This window comes from Rhizobium sp. CB3090 (assembly GCF_029714285.1).
In the GTDB taxonomy this organism is placed as follows: Bacteria; Pseudomonadota; Alphaproteobacteria; order Rhizobiales; family Rhizobiaceae; genus Rhizobium.
In genome coordinates, this window is the sequence record NZ_CP121662.1 from 2,225,216 (window position 1) to 2,241,496 (window position 16,281).

General features: G+C 59.7%; 14 protein-coding genes. 9 read left to right on the forward strand and 5 right to left on the reverse strand.

What is annotated here, in order from left to right; all coding sequences use genetic code 11:
- Nucleotides 1–17: 17 nt before the first annotated feature.
- Complete coding sequence (locus QA646_RS10810) at nucleotides 18–1,664, reverse strand: alpha-glucosidase family protein (RefSeq protein WP_283055460.1); 1,647 nt, start codon at nucleotides 1,662–1,664, stop codon at nucleotides 18–20.
- A gap of 294 nt (nucleotides 1,665–1,958) precedes the next feature.
- Here QA646_RS10810 and QA646_RS10815 point away from each other — a divergent pair, with 294 nt between their 5' ends.
- The 8 genes from QA646_RS10815 (at nucleotide 1,959) to QA646_RS10850 (ending at nucleotide 10,486) form a co-directional block, all read left to right on the forward strand.
- A complete protein-coding gene (locus tag QA646_RS10815) occupies nucleotides 1,959–3,539 on the forward strand; it encodes a peptide ABC transporter substrate-binding protein (RefSeq protein WP_283055461.1) in 1,581 nt (526 codons plus the stop codon).
- 51 nt (nucleotides 3,540–3,590) lie between these two features.
- Nucleotides 3,591–4,514 (forward strand): ABC transporter permease subunit, encoded by a 924-nt coding sequence (locus QA646_RS10820; protein ID WP_283055462.1) that lies wholly within the window; start codon nucleotides 3,591–3,593, stop codon nucleotides 4,512–4,514.
- Complete coding sequence (locus tag QA646_RS10825) at nucleotides 4,511–5,428, forward strand: ABC transporter permease subunit (RefSeq protein WP_283055463.1); 918 nt, start codon at nucleotides 4,511–4,513, stop codon at nucleotides 5,426–5,428. The genes QA646_RS10820 and QA646_RS10825 overlap by 4 nt, the downstream gene beginning before the upstream one ends.
- A 1-nt stretch (nucleotide 5,429) precedes the next feature.
- Complete coding sequence (locus QA646_RS10830; protein ID WP_283055464.1) at nucleotides 5,430–6,425, forward strand: ABC transporter ATP-binding protein; 996 nt, start codon at nucleotides 5,430–5,432, stop codon at nucleotides 6,423–6,425.
- Nucleotides 6,418–7,404: an oligopeptide/dipeptide ABC transporter ATP-binding protein gene (locus tag QA646_RS10835; protein WP_283055465.1), complete on the forward strand. Its 987-nt coding sequence runs from the start codon at nucleotides 6,418–6,420 to the stop codon at nucleotides 7,402–7,404. Before QA646_RS10830 ends, QA646_RS10835 begins: the two co-directional genes overlap by 8 nt.
- A gap of 95 nt (nucleotides 7,405–7,499) precedes the next feature.
- Nucleotides 7,500–8,417: a sugar kinase gene (locus tag QA646_RS10840; RefSeq protein WP_283055466.1), complete on the forward strand. Its 918-nt coding sequence runs from the start codon at nucleotides 7,500–7,502 to the stop codon at nucleotides 8,415–8,417.
- A gap of 124 nt (nucleotides 8,418–8,541) precedes the next feature.
- Entirely contained in the window at nucleotides 8,542–9,648 is a 1,107-nt protein-coding gene (locus tag QA646_RS10845; RefSeq protein WP_283055467.1) for a glycosyltransferase family 1 protein, read from the forward strand.
- 397 nt (nucleotides 9,649–10,045) lie between these two features.
- The gene (locus tag QA646_RS10850; protein WP_283055468.1) at nucleotides 10,046–10,486 is read left to right on the forward strand and encodes a MarR family transcriptional regulator; all 441 of its coding nucleotides are present in this window, start codon (nucleotides 10,046–10,048) and stop codon (nucleotides 10,484–10,486) included.
- A gap of 126 nt (nucleotides 10,487–10,612) precedes the next feature.
- On the opposite strand, the gene der is transcribed toward QA646_RS10850, so the two are convergent.
- The 3 genes from der to QA646_RS10865 all read right to left on the reverse strand — a co-directional run bounded on the left by der (nucleotide 10,613) and on the right by QA646_RS10865 (nucleotide 13,423).
- Nucleotides 10,613–12,040, reverse strand: coding sequence for a ribosome biogenesis GTPase Der (gene der, locus QA646_RS10855; protein WP_283055469.1), 1,428 nt, complete (start codon nucleotides 12,038–12,040; stop codon nucleotides 10,613–10,615).
- Nucleotides 12,041–12,055: 15 nt separating this feature from the next.
- A complete protein-coding gene (locus QA646_RS10860; RefSeq protein WP_283055470.1) occupies nucleotides 12,056–12,739 on the reverse strand; it encodes a tetratricopeptide repeat protein in 684 nt (227 codons plus the stop codon).
- Between the two features lie 102 nt (nucleotides 12,740–12,841).
- The gene (locus tag QA646_RS10865) at nucleotides 12,842–13,423 is read right to left on the reverse strand and encodes an NnrU family protein (protein WP_283055471.1); all 582 of its coding nucleotides are present in this window, start codon (nucleotides 13,421–13,423) and stop codon (nucleotides 12,842–12,844) included.
- Between the two features lie 202 nt (nucleotides 13,424–13,625).
- Here QA646_RS10865 and QA646_RS10870 point away from each other — a divergent pair, with 202 nt between their 5' ends.
- A complete protein-coding gene (locus tag QA646_RS10870; RefSeq protein WP_283058841.1) occupies nucleotides 13,626–14,606 on the forward strand; it encodes a polysaccharide deacetylase in 981 nt (326 codons plus the stop codon).
- A gap of 162 nt (nucleotides 14,607–14,768) precedes the next feature.
- Here the strand turns inward: QA646_RS10870 and sbmA are convergent, their stop codons facing one another.
- Nucleotides 14,769–16,034, reverse strand: coding sequence for a peptide antibiotic transporter SbmA (gene sbmA, locus QA646_RS10875; protein ID WP_283055472.1), 1,266 nt, complete (start codon nucleotides 16,032–16,034; stop codon nucleotides 14,769–14,771).
- Nucleotides 16,035–16,281 lie beyond the last annotated feature (247 nt).

The window sequence follows — 16,281 nt, forward strand, 5'->3', positions numbered from 1 at the left end:
ATAAGCTTCTGCGTCAATCAAATAACCTGTCCGCAGAACACATCCAGCGCCGCGAGCGTCACCACATCGCTCGCGTGGGCAGTGGCAAAGCCCGGCATCGGCACGGTCTTCGCCACTTTGCTCCCCTTTGGCAGAGCAACCTTTACCGGCTCACGGGAGAGGTTGAAGACAAAGAGCAGCGTTTCGTCGCCCTTCTTGCGCGTAAAGGCCAAGACGTTCTCCTCGGTATCGAGGAAGGTCATATCGCCGTCGATCAATGCTGCATGCTGCTTTCGGAAGGCCAGCGTCTCGCGGTAGTGGTGAAGAACGGACTGCGGATCCGCCTCCTGCTTGTCGACGGCGAGTGACGCGTGCTGATAGGGCACCGGCAGCCATGATTTCTCCGCCGTGGAAAAGCCCGCATGCACCCGGCTAGCTTCCCAGGGCATCGGCGTGCGGCATCCGTCGCGGCCCTTGAAGGCAGGCCAGAAGCGGATGCCGTAGGGATCCCGAAGATCCTCGAAGGCAAGCTCCGCCTCGGGCAGGCCCAGTTCTTCGCCCTGATAGAGACAGATGGACCCGCGCAAGGTGGACAGCAAGGAAATCGCCAATTTGGCGACACGCGGCTGCTCGGCCTCCGTTTCGGCAAACCGGCTGACATGACGGTTTACGTCATGGTTGGAGAAGGCCCAGCAAACCCAGCCGTCTATGACGTTTTTTTGGAAATCGCCGACATAGCGGCGGAAATGTTCCGGTGTGAAATCCGGACCCAGAAGGTCGAAAGTATAGCACATATGCAGCTTGTCGCCGCCGCCGGTGTAGGCGGCGACCGTCTGCAGCGAGCGAGCGCCGTCGCCGACTTCGCCGACGGCCGTGCGTCCCTCATACTGATCGAGCAGCTTGCGGAAGCGTTTCAGGAAGCCGATGTTTTCCGGCTGCGTCTTGTCATGGAGATGATTCTGCATGCCATAGGGGTTGCTCTCCGGCGCATCCAGTCCGCCAACGGCAATCGCAGCCGGCGGATTGTCCCGCAGCTTCTTATCGCAGAAATAATAGTTCACCGTATCCAGCCGGAAACCGTCGACGCCGCGGTCGAGCCAGAACTTGACCGCCGCCAGCACGGCATCCTGCACCTCTCCGTTGTGGAAATTCAAATCCGGCTGCGAGGTCAGAAAGTTATGCTGGTAATATTGCCGGCGCACACCGTCCCATTCCCATCCTGGCCCGCCAAAGATCGACAGCCAATTGTTCGGCGCCGTTCCGTCCGGCTTCGGATCAGCCCAGACATACCAGTCCGCTTTGGGATTGTTGCGGCTTGCCCGGCTCTCGACGAACCAGGGATGGCGATCCGACGTATGCGAGATCACCTGATCGATGATGACCCTGAGGCCAAGCGCATGCGCGGCCGTCATCATCTCGTCGAAATCGGCGAGCGTGCCGAAGATCGGATCGACGTCGCAATAGTCGGCGACATCATAACCCATATCGGCCATAGGCGAGGTGAAGAAGGGAGCCAGCCAAATGGCATCGACGCCGAGTGAGGCAATATGCGGCAGGCGGCGAGTAATGCCCTTGATATCGCCGAGCCCGTTGGCGTCGGTATCCTGAAACGACCGCGGATAGACTTGATAGATCACCGCACCGCGCCACCAATCGGCTCCCGCCGCTTTGTCCGTTGATTTCATGAAACAATCCGCTTCGGTTTCCTCTCACCCTTCAGATCGCACACTAAGCCTTGGGCGGCAAGCTGCAAACCCGAGTGAAGGATGAGCCTGCGATTGAATATGCAAAAATTGTGAAGTGATTTCGGAAAACTGCCGATGTAGATATTCACAGCCTCAAGCTGCGGCTCGCTTTAGGACTTGAAAGCGACGTTGCATCGGATAACTTGCGACATTGACCTGCACGTACAGGTCACCTGCGGGAATAAAAATAGCCTTAAAAACAAGGCCCATAGCTCCAGAAAGGTGGGGAAAGATATGACTCATTTCAGCAAGAAATTCATCGTGTCGGCGTTCGTCGGCACGTTGTTGAGCGTTTCTGCACATGCCGCAACCCTCAATATCCACAACGGCGGCGACCCGACTTCACTCGACCCGCAAAAGATTTCCGGCGACTGGGAAAACCGCATCGACGGCGACATTTTCGAAGGCCTGGTAACGGAAGACCCCAAGGACAACCCGATCCCTGGCCAGGCGGCAAGCTGGACTATTTCCCCCGACCAGAAGGTCTACACCTTCAAGCTGCGTGACGGCATCAAGTGGTCCGATGGCCAGCCGGTGACGGCTCAGGATTTCGTCTTTGCCTTCCAGCGCCTGATGGATCCAAAGACCGCAGCCCAGTACGCTTACCTGCAATATACGATCCTGAATGCGGAAAAGATCAACAAGGGCGAGATCAAGGATCTGACCCAGCTCGGCGTCAAGGCGATCGACGACAAGACGCTGGAAATCACGCTTGAGAACCCGACGCCTTACTTCCTCAATGCTTTGATGCACTACACGGCCTATCCGCTGCCGAAGCATGTCGTGGAAGCAAAGGGCGACGAATGGGTCAAGATCGGCAACATCGTCACCAACGGTCCCTATAAGCCGGTCGAATGGGTGCCCGGCTCGCACGTCACCAACGTCAAGAACGATCAGTACTACGACGCCAAGGACATCAAGATCGATAAGGTGAACTTCTACACGCTGGAGGATCAGGCGGCCGCCCTGAAGCGCTATCGCGCCGGCGAATTCGATATTCTGACGTCGTTCCCCGCCGACCAGTATGATTGGATTCAGAAGAACCTTCCCGGTCAGGCGCATGTGGTTCCGTTCCTCGGCACCTATTATTACGTTCTGAATGCCACCAAGCCGCCCTTCAACGACAAGCGCGTCCGCCAGGCTCTCTCCATGGCCGTCAACCGCGAGGTCATCGGTCCGAAGATCCTCGGCACCGGCGAACTGCCGATGTATTCCTGGGTACCGCCGGGCACGGCCAATTACGGCGAGCCGGCCTATGTGAGCTGGAAGGACGAGCCCTACAAACAGAAGGTCGAAGAGGCCAAGAAACTGCTGAAGGACGCCGGCTTCGGCCCCGACCATCCGCTGAAGGCGCAACTTCGCTACAACACCAACGACAACCATAAGCGTATCGCCGTTGCAATCGCCGCCATGTGGAAACCGCTCGGCGTCGATATCGAGCTCTACAACACCGAAACCAAGGTGCATTACGATGAAATGCAGCGCGGCCAGGTGGAAATCGGCCGTGCCGGCTGGCTTGCCGACTATAACGACCCGATCAACTTCCTGAACCTGCTCTCCACCGGCGTCGAGATGAACTACGGCCGCTGGAGCAACCCGGATTACGATACGCTGATCAAGCGGGGCAATGAACAGACCGATCTGAAGAAGCGCGCCGAAATCTACAAGAAGGCCGAGCAGCTCGCTCTCGACGACAGCGCTGCGATCCCGATCTACTACTATGTTTCCCAGAACATCGTTGCCCCGAAGGTCCAGGGCTTCGTCGATAATATCCAGGACATCCACCGCACTCGTTGGCTGTCGATCAAAGAATAATTGGGAACAGGCTCCCTCCCGGATACAAGCGGGAGGGAGCCGTCTAAGACCATGTTTGGCTATGCTCTCCGTCGTTTGCTGTCGACAATCCCCGTCCTGTGGATTGCCGTGACAGTGTGTTTTTTCATTCTGCGCCTCGCTCCCGGCGGCCCTTTCGATGGCGAAAGGCCATTGCCGCCGGAAGTCAAAGCCAACCTCGCGGCTCATTACAATCTCGACAAGCCTCTGGTTGAGCAATACCTGATCTATGTCGGCGATGTCATGAAGGGCGATCTTGGCCCCTCCTTCGCCAACCAGGACTTCACCGTCACCCAGCAGATCATGTCCGGATTTCCCTATACGCTGACCATCGGCGGCGCCGCTTTCGTGCTCGCGACCATCGTCGGTGTGCTGATAGGCTGTCTTGGGGCGCTCTATCAGAACCGCTCGGCCGATTATTGGCTGGGCGGCGGCCTCCTCATCGGCTTGGTCATGCCGAGCTTCCTGATCGCCCCGATCCTTCAGCTCGTCTTCGGCAATACGCTCGGCTGGCTACCGGTCGGCGGTTGGGGCGATGGCTCGATCCGGTTCCTGATCCTGCCGATCATCGTCCTGACGCTGCCGCATGCAGCACGCATCTCACGCCTGATGCGCGGCTCGATGATCGAGGTAATGAGCCAGAACTTCATCCGTACCGCCAAGGCCAAGGGCATCGGCCCGCGCCTCACCGTCATGCGGCACGCACTGAAGCCTGCCTTGATGCCGGTCGTCTCCTATCTCGGACCCGCGGCAAGCTACCTGCTCACCGGTTCGCTGGTCGTCGAAAGCATCTTCGGCCTTCCCGGCGTCGGCCGCTACTTCGTCGGTGCGGCGCTGAACCGCGACTACGGCATGGTCCTCGGCACGGTCATTTTCTACATGGTCCTGATCGTGGTCCTCAACCTGCTGGTCGACATCGCCTATGCCTGGCTCGATCCGAAAGTGAGAATGCGATGATCCTCAATTCCGCCAAGAGAGAATTGCTGGAAGCGGAATTGCTTTCGGCAGAGGGCCTTGCACCCGAGGGACGTTCCCTCACCGGCGATGCAATGCGCCGCTTGCTCCGCAACAAGGCCGCAGCCCTTTCGCTGATCATACTGGCAATACTGGTTCTGGTTGCGATATTCGGCCCCTATTTCCTGCCCTTCAACTACGAGGATCCGGACTGGACCTCCTTCCGAGGTCCTCCGGACTTTGCCGCCGGCCACTATTTCGGCACGGATGGCAACGGCCGCGACCTACTGGCACGCACGCTCTACGGCACCCGCGTTTCGCTCACCGTCGCGCTCGTCGCCACCCTGGTCTCGGTTATCATCGGTGTGCTCTACGGCGCTGTGGCCGGCTATTTCGGCGGTCGCGTAGATGCGATCATGATGCGCTTCGTCGATATCATGTACGCGCTCCCCTACGTCCTCTTCGTCATTCTGCTGATGGTGATCTTCGGCCGCAACGTCTACCTGCTGTTTGCGGCGATCGGCGCGCTCGAATGGCTGACCATGGCCCGTATCGTCCGCGGCCAGACGCTCTCCATCAAGCAGCGGGAGTTCATAGAAGCCGCGCGGGCCTCGGGGCAACGATCGTTCAAGATCATCCTCAGGCACATCGTTCCGAACCTGGTCGGTCCGGTCGTCATCTACGCGACGCTCACCATCCCGGAAATCATCGCGACGGAAAGCTTCCTCTCCTACCTGGGCTTCGGCGTGCAGGAACCGCTGACCTCGCTCGGCACGCTGATTGCGGAAGGCTCCGCCGGCATGGAGACCACGCCCTGGCTGTTGTTCTTCCCCGCTGGCTTTCTTGTCGCCCTGTTGATGAGCCTGCTCTTCATCGGCGATGGCCTGCGCGACGCTTTCGATCCGAAGGATCGCTGACATGACAGACACACTTCTCGAACTCAAAGACTACTCCATCACCTTCCGCACCCCGGAAGGCGAAGTCGCCGCCGTCTCGAAGATGAACCTCAAGATCGGCTGTGGCGAACGCATCGCCATCGTCGGCGAATCCGGTTCCGGCAAGAGCCAGACCTTCCTCGGCCTGATGGGCCTGCTTGCCAAGAACGGCCGCACCAGCGGCCAGGCGCTGCTGGAAGGCAAGGACCTGTTGACGCTGAAGCCGCGCGAACTCGACCGTGTGCGCGGCAAGGACATGGCCATGGTCTTCCAGGACCCGATGACAGCGCTCAATCCGTCGCTGCGCATATCCCGGCAATTGACCGAGCAGCTCGAAGTCCATGGCGGGCTTTCGGCGCGGGCCGCCTCGGCGGCAGCACTCGACATGCTGAAGCGCGTCGGCATTCCCGATCCGACGCGGCGCTTCAATCTCTACCCGCACGAACTCTCGGGCGGCATGCGTCAGCGCATCGTCATCGCCATGGCTTTGCTCACCAAGCCGAAGCTCCTGATCGCCGACGAGCCGACGACGGCGCTCGATGTCACGATCCAGGCGCAGATCCTCGATCTCTTCAACGAGCTGACGGCGGAAATGCATACGGCGCTCGTGATGATCACCCACGATCTCGGCGTTGTTGCCGGCCTCGCCGATCGCGTCGCCGTCATGTATGCCGGCCGCATCGTCGAGGAGGCACCGGTCGAGGAGCTGTTCGAAAATCCGGCCCATCCTTACACTGCGGCGCTTCACGCCTCCATCCCGCGCCCGGATCAGGATGTCGACGATCTCGCCGTCATTCCCGGCAGACCGCCGAACCTGATGCATCTGCCGCGCGGCTGCTCTTTCTCGCCGCGCTGTGCTCATGTGCAGGACGATTGCCTGGACGCGCCGCCGCCGCTCGACCGGCTTGCGCCGCAACGCTGCGCCGCCTGCTTCCATCCTCTTTCCGCTCAGCAGGAACGGAGCCTCATCCATGGCTGAACCCACGCTTCTGAAGGTCGAGCATCTGACCACCGAATTCGAGCTGCCATCGAAATCTCTCTTCAAACCGCCGTTGGTCCTGACTGCGGTCAACGATGTCAGCTTCGAACTGAAGACCGGCCGCACGCTCGGTATCGTCGGCGAATCCGGCTGCGGCAAATCCACACTCGGCCGCTCCATCCTGCGGCTGATCAAGGCGCAGAAGGGCCGCATCATGTGGCAGGGCGGCAACCTGCTGGATCTTTCCGAAGAGGAAATGCGCGCCGCCCGCCGCGATATGCAGATCATCTTCCAGGACCCGATCGCCTCCCTCGACCCGCGCATGACGGTCGGCGACATCATCGCCGAGCCGCTGACCGTGTTCGAGCCGAAGCTGACGAAAGCTGAGCGGCAGGACCGCGTCCGTGAGATCATGGCGGCGGTCGGGCTCGTGCCGGAGATGATCAATCGCTATCCGCACGAGTTCTCCGGCGGCCAGGCGCAGCGCATCGGCATTGCCCGCGCCGTGGTCACGCGGCCGAAGCTGATCGTCTGCGATGAGCCGGTCTCGGCCCTCGACGTCTCGATCCAGGGCCAGGTGATCACGCTGTTGCGCAGGCTGCGCAAGGAGTTCGGCCTGACGCTGATCTTCATCAGCCACGATCTCTCCGTCGTGCGCCTGATCTCGGACGACGTGCTGGTGCTTTACCTCGGCAAGGTGGTTGAAGCAGGCGACGCCGCCACCGTCTTCGACCATCCGGCCCATCCCTACACACAGGCCTTGTTCTCTGCCGCGCCTATCCCCGATCCGAAGCGGGCGCGTGGCCGCGAGCGCATTCGCCTGCAGGGCGATCCGCCCTCGCCGCTCTATCCCCCCGTCGGCTGCGTCTTCTCGCCGCGCTGCTGGAAGGCGACGGATATTTGCAGGACGAAGATGCCGCCGACCGAGCAGGTTCGCCCCGGCCAGACCGCGGCGTGCTATCATATGGACAGGCCATAAAGCTTAAAAAGGTGGACGGCGCAGCCCGCCGTTCGCCTTGCTCCGGCAGCCGCATACGCGTATGCAGCAACGAAGCGAAAACGCAGGAGGACGTCTTGGGCGGGCATTTTCTATCGATCGGCGAATGCATGGTGGAGCTGTCGCAGGCTGAGGACGGACTTCTGCGCAAGGGCTTTGCCGGCGACACCTTCAACACGGCCTGGTATGCCCGCGCCTGCCTGCCGGCTGATTGGTCCGTCGACTATTTCACGGCGCTCGGCGACGACGCGATGTCGGACGAAATGCTGAATTTCATGAAGGCGCATGACATCGGCACGTCGAACATCCGCCGTCTCCGCGGCAAGACGCCCGGTCTCTACATGATCAACCTGAAGAATGGTGAACGGTCCTTCAGCTATTGGCGCGACAGTTCGGCTGCCCGCCAGCTTGCCGCCGATGGCGACCGGCTTCGTACCGCGATCGAAGAATCCAACGTCCTCTATTTTTCCGGCATCACCCTGGCGATCCTGTCGCATGAAGACGCCGAGACGCTGCTCGCCGAGCTCCGCCGCGCCAAGGCCGTCGGCAAGCTGGTGGTCTTCGACCCCAACCTGCGCCCACGCCTTTGGTCGAGCTTTGACGCCATGCATACGATGATCGGCGAAGGCGCCCGCGCCTCGACGCTGGTGATGCCGAGCTTCGACGACGAAGTCTCGCATTTCGCTGATGACTCGATCGCCGGCACCATCCGCCGTTACCGGCTGCACGGCGCCAATATGGTCGTCGTCAAGAATGGTGCCGAGGGCGCGACCGTCGGAACCGATGCCGGTGAAACGCTTGTTCCAGCCGTCAAGGTCGCCAAGGTCGTCGACACCACCAGCGCCGGCGACAGCTTCAATGGCGCTTTCCTCGCCCATTATCTGGAGCATGATGACGCCGTCGCCGCCGCCCATTTTGCTGCGGGGATCGCCGCAAAGGTCATCCAGGAACATGGCGCTTTGGTGCCGCCGGAAAAGCTGCAGGCCGCCGGCTGAGAACTGTAATATTTCCATCATAGACACCCCGCACAATAGAACAGGCGCGGGAATCATCTTTGCTGCACCGGACTTGGTTGTGCCGGCACCATGAGGGTGCGGTGCGGATGGAACGTTTTTGGATATGTTGCAGCGCTTGTCGGACATTGATCACAGAGCATGGGCTGAAGCGGCAAGCCAGGTCGCAACCCCGGAACGCCTGCTTATCGTCAGCGATGCCTGGCATCCGCAGGTGAACGGCGTCGTCCGCTCCATCGAAAATACCAACCGCGAACTGGCGCGCATCGGCGTCGATGTCGTCATGATCACGCCGGAAGGGTTTCGCAACGTTCCCTGCCCGACCTATCCGGAAATCCGCCTGTCGATCGCAAGCTACCGCAAAGTCGCCGCCAGGATCGAAGCGGTCCGGCCAACCTATGTGCATATCGCGACGGAGGGCCCGCTCGGGCTGACGGCTCGCCGCTGGTGCGTGAAAAACGGCATGCCGTTTTCGACGAGCTATCACACCCGCTTCCCCGAATATGTCGCGGCCAGGCTGCCGATCCCACAGAGCTGGCTCTATGCCTTCGTCAAATGGTTCCACAATGCCGGTTCCGGCTGCATGGTAGCGACACCGAGCCTTGCCAATGAGCTCAAGCAGAAGGGCATCCACAATCTGCTGCCCTGGAGCCGCGGCATCGACTCGACGCTTTTTCGGCCGCAACCGCTGGAAGAGAACCCCTTCGGCCTGCCCCGCCCGATCTTCATGACCGTCGGCCGGGTGGCGCTCGAGAAGAACCTACCGGCCTTCCTCGAGCTGGACCTGCCCGGCTCGAAGGTCGTTGTCGGCGACGGACCGGCACGCGCCGAGTTGCAGAAACTCTATCCCAAGGTGCTCTTCCTCGGCTCGAAGTTCGGCGAAGCGCTGGCGCATGCCTATTCGCAAGCCGACGTTTTCGTCTTCCCGTCGAAGACCGATACATTCGGCAATGCCATTTTGGAGGCGCTGGCGAGCGGCGTTCCGGTCGCCGCCTATCCTGTCACCGGCCCCGCAGATATCCTCAGCGGCAACGATGCAGCCGGCGTCGTGAATGACGATCTGGCAAAGGCCTGCCGTGACGCACTTTCCTCTTCCCGCGAGGCGGCCCGCGCCCTGGCGCTCAACTACTCCTGGGAAGCCGCCACGGCGCAATTCATCGGCAATGTCCGCCTCGCCAATCACCGCGGCCGGACGTTGGCTCAAAACCGCTGAGTGCGGGCTACGCGCCGTCCACCAACGCCGTTATCGCGTGCAAGGCACGTATGAATTCACCTTTCCTCGACCCTTTAGCCGACAAGCAACGGGATTCGCATCACAGGCGGCTCCCGGCAGCGCGGCTGTGATGTCAGACCGTGCTATGTGGCGAGGGAACAGTTGGCCGGTTCACTGCGTTCACTGGCACGCATAGCGGTGGCCATCCGCGAACTAGCCGGGCATGGCCTATCCATGCCACCGAGTATCCAACCGCGGTGCCGGTTCTCCAAGGCGACCTTACATTGCGCAAGACTCTTTATCGGCAAAATCAAGAAAACGCATAGCTCTCATGCATTTTTATGGATACGATTATTTATCGCACGATTTAAGTAGAGTTGCCTATGGAGTGCTAGACATGACAGACGACCCGCTGAAACTGGATACTTTCATATGCTTCGCCCTCTATTCGGCGAACCATGCGATGAACCGGCTATACAAGCCGATGCTCGATGAGCTGAACCTCACCTATCCGCAATATCTCGTCATGGTGACGTTGTGGGAGGAGGATGGCCAGACCGTCGGTGGTATCGGCGAGAAGCTTTTTCTGGAATCAAGTACGCTGACGCCACTGCTGAAACGCCTGGAAGCAGCCGGCTTCATTCAGCGCACCCGCAGCAAGGAAGACGAGCGCCAGGTGCTGATCCGCCTCACGAGCCAAGGCGCGGCTTTGAAGAAGAAAGCCGCAGGCATTCCCGCCTGCATCCTTGATGCATCGGATACAACGGCGAGCGAGCTGACGCGCTTGAAAGCGGAAGTCGTCAAGCTACGCGAAGCGCTGAGCAAGAACGCGGCCTGATCTCTCAGCGCCCCGATCCCGAGAGCGGTCCAGCGTTTCATGGAATCGCTTTCCGCTCTATCCCTTTGTTTTACGCATTCCGGACGGAAAACCGCTACGCATTTTTCCTGGAACTGCTCTAAGGCGTCACCGCTTCTTTTTGGTCTCGTAAGGATTTTCCGACGAGCGGAAATGGATGCGGATCGGCACGCCCGGCATGGCGAAATCTTGACGCAGGCCGTTGATCAAGTAACGCACATAGGATTCCGGCAGCGCATCCGAGCGCGTGCAGGAAATCATGAAGGCCGGCGGACGCGCCTTCACCTGGGTCATGTATTTCAGCTTGATGCGCCGGCCGGAAACGGCCGGTGGCGGATGCTGAACCTGCTGCGTCTCCAGCCAGCGATTGAGCTTGGCGGTGGACACGCGCTTATTCCAGACCTTATCGGTATCGACGACCGCTTGCATCAACCGATCCAGCCCCTCGCCCGTCTGACCGGAAATCGGGACGGCGCGAATGCCGCGCGCCTGCGGCAGCAGCCGATCGGTCTTTTCGCGCAGATCGGCAAGTACGGCTTGGCGATCCTCGATCATGTCCCACTTGTTGAAGGCAAGCACGGCGGCCCGGCCCTCGCGGACGACGAGATCGACGATCTGCAGGTCCTGCTTTTCGAACGGAATGGTGGCGTCGAAGACGATGACCACGGTCTCGGCGAAACGAATGGCGCGCAACGCGTCGGCGACGGAGAGCTTTTCAAGCTTTTCGATCACCTTGGCCTTGCGGCGCATGCCGGCGGTATCGAACATTTTCACTGTCCGGCCGCGCCAGCTCCAATCGACCGAGATCGAATCGCGGGTGATTCCGGCTTCCGGACCGGTCAGCAGCCGATCTTCGCCAAGGAAGCGATTGATCAGCGTCGATTTGCCGGCATTCGGGCGGCCAACGATGGCGACACGCAGCGGCCGCGTCTCGTCATAGGCCGGCTCCTCGTCGATCTCTTCCCCGTCCTCACCGATCGCAGGGCGTGGAATGCTGACATTCGTCTCCGCCTCATCATCCTTTGGCGGAAAAGCACGCTCATGGCCGAGCGCCTCGATGATGGCATCGCGCAGATCCATCATGCCCTGGCCATGTTCGGCAGAGATCGGGCATGGCTCGCCAAGGCCAAGCGTGAAAGCATCGTAGAAGCCGCTATCCGAGCCCCGGGCTTCCGACTTGTTGGCGACGAGAACCACCGGACGTCCGCGCTTGCGCAGCATTTCGGCCAACGTCTTGTCGACATGCGTCAGGCCCATTTTGGCGTCGACGACGAACAGCGTCAGATCGGCTTCGTCGATCGCCGCTTCCGTCTGGGCGCGCATGCGGCCTTCCAACGTCTCCTCGCTGGCTTCTTCGAGACCAGCGGTGTCGACAATACGAAAACGAAGATCAACGAGGCGCGCATCGCCAGGACGGCGGTCGCGCGTCACGCCCGGCGTATCGTCGACAAGCGCCAGCTTCTTGCCAACCAGCCGGTTGAAAAGAGTGGACTTGCCGACATTCGGGCGACCGACGATCGCAACCGTGAAACTCATTTAGTGATTTACCCTTCAGCCTTTTGCGACCGGTGCCTTGCCGGATGCAGTAATGAGGTCGAGCAGCATCTGGGCGCGGTTGCCGACATTGCGCGGGCTCTGGGGATCGTCGACGATCGCCTGGAACCATTGACGTGCCTTGGCGAAATCGTCGGCCTTGTAGGCAGCAAGACCCAGTACCTCACGCGCGGAATGCCGGAAAGCATTGGCCGGCACGGCCAGTTCCTGCGCCTCGGCGGCAACCTGATCGTACGCGCCCGTATCGACAAGCAGATAGGCTGCACGCAGGCGAGCCGCGTCCTGGATAACGGCCGGAACGCCGGATTCCTTGCCAATGGCCGAGAACGCCGCAATCGCGCCGGCCGTATCGCCCTTCTGCGCCTGCAGCGAGGCGGCACGCATGCGTGCCAGCAGCGGATAGGAACCGCTGCCGCTCTTCTCGATAGTAGTCAGCGCGGCCAGCGCATCGTCCGTCTTGTTCTGATCAGCCAGCGTCAGCGCGGCGATGAACTGATCGCCGCTGCTACCGGCCTGACGACCGGACCAGTAGCGGTAGCCGCTAAAGGCGGCAGTGCCGAGAACGATGAGCACGGCAGCGCCGATGATAAGCCGGCCAAAACGGCGCCATACGAACCGCAATTGGTCCGAACGCAGTTCCTCGTTCACCTCGCGGATGAAGCTATCGTCGTTGAATGCCATTCTCGTCTCCGGCCCAGGCCTAAAATATTCGCAAAGAGCTTATGGGTAGTGGGGCCTTCTACTCCATTTTGCGGCTGTTGTAAGGGGGAATGGCAGAAATCGTCACATAACGAGCGGTGAAACCCCGATAATCCACTCGTGCAGCTTCCAAATGATCAATCCCCAGACCACGATACCGATGACGACGGCATAAAGATCGTATTTCGCCGAAACGAAGGGCCGCAGAGAAATCTCGCCTGCGCGTTCACGCCGCTTCAGCGATATCCGCATGATAACGCCCCAGGCGAGGAACGCGGCAAACAACAGCATGGCGGCGCCGTCGCCGTTGGAAAGCAGATGCGCAAAGGCCCAGATCTTCACCGACAGCACCATCGGATGCTTCGTCCTGACCGCGATATGCCCTGCCGGCAGCAGCGAGGCGACGAGACAGATCAGAGCAAAAAGCATCAACAGAATGGTGATATGGCTCATCCAGAACGGCGGAGACCAGATCGGGGTCGAATCGCGCGCTTGCCCGAAGCCGTAGATCAATAGAATCAGCGTGACGATGCTGGCGATCGAATAGCCGATCTTCCAGCCGGCCTCGCCAAGACTCGCGATCATCGAGCGGCGGAAACCGGGTATCACGACGCGGATCAGATGAATGCCGAGGAAAAGGATGATGCCAAGGATAAGCAGTGACATGAGTGAAATCCCGTTCGTGTCTTATGAAGACATCAGTATCGACTATGACGAAAAATTGCCAGCGGGACCGCAGCTTTGCCGCATTTGACCGGCAGGGAGACAGAAAAGCCGGGTATGCCCCACTAACCGCAGGTACGCGAAGCGAAAAGCCTGAAACAGGTTACGGGAGATCATGCCCACCCCCATAATTTTCACGGTGCCCATGTTTCGTTTTGTCTCTTTCGCCTCCCTCGCCCTTTCCCTTGCCCTGCCGGCGATCGCCGAGGCTCAGGATAAGCCGAAGCAATTGGTGATGATCTCTTTCGACGGCGCACATGACAATGCGCTGTGGACGAAGAGCCGCGAGATCGCCTCGCGCAACGGCGCGCATTTCACCTACTTCCTTTCCTGCACCTTCCTGATGAACCACGATCAGGCCAAGGCCTATCAGGCGCCCGGACAGAAAGTCGGCAAGTCGAATGTCGGCTTCGCCAAGAGCGACGACGACGTGCGCACGCGCATCGCCAATATCTGGGGTGCCCATCTGGAAGGCCACGATATCTCCAGCCACGCCTGCGGCCATTTCGACGGCAAGGCGTGGACATCAGCGGACTGGCAACAGGAATTCATGAGCGCGCGCAAGGCGCTGCGCGACGCCTGGAAGAACGTCGGCGAAGCGGACAAGGAGCCTGCCGGCTGGCAGGAATTCGCAACGAAAGACGTCAAAGGCTTCCGCGCGCCCTATCTTTCCACCAGCGACGGCCTGGTGCCGGCCGAAAAGGCCATGGGCTTCCAATATGACGCCAGCCTGGTGACCAAGGGCCCCGCGTTGCCGCAGGTGGTCGACGGCCTCTACCGCTTCGGCCTGCCGCTCATCCCCGAGGGACCGGACCACCATCCGGTGATCGGCATGGACTATAATCTCTATGTCCACCATTCCAAGGGCGTCGAAGACAAGGCGGATTCCAAGTCCTTCGAAGACCGCACCTTCGATGCATTCAAAGCAGCTTTCGCCAAACAATATAACGGCGACCGCATCCCGCTGCAGCTCGGCTTTCATTTCGTCGAAATGAACGACGGCGCCTATTGGCGTGCCCTCGACCGCTTCGTCAGCGACGTCTGCCATAAGGACGGCGTTGCCTGCGTCAGCTATTCCGAGGCGATCCCATTGATCGCTGCTCGCGGCAAGCTGCAACAGGGGTGAGGAGCGGTCGGGCGAAGCCCGAGCAATCGACCCGGTGGGTCGATTGCAGCGACGAACGCCATGAGCCGAAGTGAAGGCCGGCGGTTAGCCTTCAGCCTAAGCCCACTTCCCCGCATTGTTGTCATCGAAAAAGGCCCCGTTTCGGGGCCTTGCCTAGTTTCATCAGCCGTCGACATGGACGACGGAAGGATCTCGCTCCAGGTAATGCTGGTCGATCTTCGGCAGCGGCTCATCATCGATCGCCGCTTCGAAAGTCTTAAGGCGCTTGTGGATCGACAGAAGCTCGATGATCGTCGTCCAGGAGTTGACGAGATACTGGAATGAATTGCTGACCTGACCGAAGGCGGTCGCGATCTGTTGATATATGCCGTAGGTGATCGCGCCGGCGACAAACGTCGGAACCAGCATGAACAATACGAACATCGAGTCGGCCTGCAGATAGAAATAGCGGGCGATGTTGAAATAGACGTAGTGGAAGTAAATGCGGTAGTAGTTCCGCCTCACATTCGCGAAGAGCTCTCTGACGGTCGCCGGCTGGGCACGCTCGCCATTATCTTCGCCGTAAACGAGCTCCTTGCGGTAAGCCGCTTCCACGCGCTGGTTCTTGAAATTCAGGCCGGGCAGCTTGATGCCGGCAACCGCCAGCAGCACCGTACCGAAAGCCGACCAGAAGAGTGCCAGCCAGAAGAGCGAATGGGAAATCTTGCCGATGATCGGCAGTTCGGTGACATAGCTCGAAAGCGCGAGCAAGATCGGCAGAAAGACGATCAGCGTCATCACCGAGTTGATCAGGCTGATACCCAATCCTTCCAGCGTGCTCGAAAAGCGCATCGTATCTTCCTGCACACGCTGCGAAGCGCCTTCGATGTGACGCAGCTTTTCCCATTTCGACATGTAGAAGCTGTTCATCGCCGTGCGCCAGCGGAAGATATAATGGCTGGTGTAGAAGTCCGTCAGGATGGAGACGAACATGCTAAGGAAAGCGATCTGCGCGAAGATTATCATCAACGTGTAGAAGCTCTCCACCGTCACCCCAGGCTGTTTTGTAAGCGCAGCCTGCAAGAGGTCACCGAAAGGACGGCGGAAATTGTTGACGACGACAGATACTTGGACACCAAAATAGGTGACCAGAATGATCAGTGCCGAGCCCCAGATCGACCAGAGTTTCCAAGGATGATTCCAGGCTTTGATGTGCCATGCCCCACAGAAGATCGCGGTGCATAAAAAGAAAAACCCGTAGAACCAGAGATTTCCCCACAGCACGAAATAGCTGAGATCGTATGGTTCCTGCCCTTCCGGCGGCATGACGAAACCGAGATGCGTCCCCAAATCGGAGAAAGACGCATACCAGACTGCTATGCAGAAAATCGTCCAGACCACCATCGAGGTGAAGAACAGCTTTGGCTGAGGGAAGAAGGAGTGAAACACGGGAGGCAAGCTTTCTTGATTGGGTCAGCGACCGCAATGACGTTTATTCGCGGCGAACCTAAGGCAGTTCGGTAGAGGCGGCAACCGGCCTTGGCTTATTCTTACATAGATGTAATCGCTTATCCCATGATCGTGATGCGATTGTTCAGCCGCAGTTTCCCGTTTTAGGAAGGCCAACCTGTCGCCTTTCGGAGATCCGGCAACCCCTCACAGCAAAAATCCCATTCCCCCTTGCGGATTTCTATCT

Coding starts and splice junctions, on each gene's coding strand:
- QA646_RS10820 (WP_283055462.1), top strand. CDS start 3,591: ATGTTTGGCTATGCTCTCCGTCGTTTGCTGTCGACAATCCCCGTCCTG.
- QA646_RS10850 (WP_283055468.1), top strand. CDS start 10,046: ATGACAGACGACCCGCTGAAACTGGATACTTTCATATGCTTCGCCCTC.
- QA646_RS10845 (WP_283055467.1), top strand. CDS start 8,542: ATGTTGCAGCGCTTGTCGGACATTGATCACAGAGCATGGGCTGAAGCG.
- QA646_RS10815 (WP_283055461.1), top strand. CDS start 1,959: ATGACTCATTTCAGCAAGAAATTCATCGTGTCGGCGTTCGTCGGCACG.
- QA646_RS10830 (WP_283055464.1), top strand. CDS start 5,430: ATGACAGACACACTTCTCGAACTCAAAGACTACTCCATCACCTTCCGC.
- QA646_RS10860 (WP_283055470.1), bottom strand. CDS start 12,739: ATGGCATTCAACGACGATAGCTTCATCCGCGAGGTGAACGAGGAACTG.
- QA646_RS10870 (WP_283058841.1), top strand. CDS start 13,626: ATGTTTCGTTTTGTCTCTTTCGCCTCCCTCGCCCTTTCCCTTGCCCTG.
- QA646_RS10835 (WP_283055465.1), top strand. CDS start 6,418: ATGGCTGAACCCACGCTTCTGAAGGTCGAGCATCTGACCACCGAATTC.
- der (WP_283055469.1), bottom strand. CDS start 12,040: ATGAGTTTCACGGTTGCGATCGTCGGTCGCCCGAATGTCGGCAAGTCC.
- QA646_RS10825 (WP_283055463.1), top strand. CDS start 4,511: ATGATCCTCAATTCCGCCAAGAGAGAATTGCTGGAAGCGGAATTGCTT.
- QA646_RS10810 (WP_283055460.1), bottom strand. CDS start 1,664: ATGAAATCAACGGACAAAGCGGCGGGAGCCGATTGGTGGCGCGGTGCG.
- QA646_RS10865 (WP_283055471.1), bottom strand. CDS start 13,423: ATGTCACTGCTTATCCTTGGCATCATCCTTTTCCTCGGCATTCATCTG.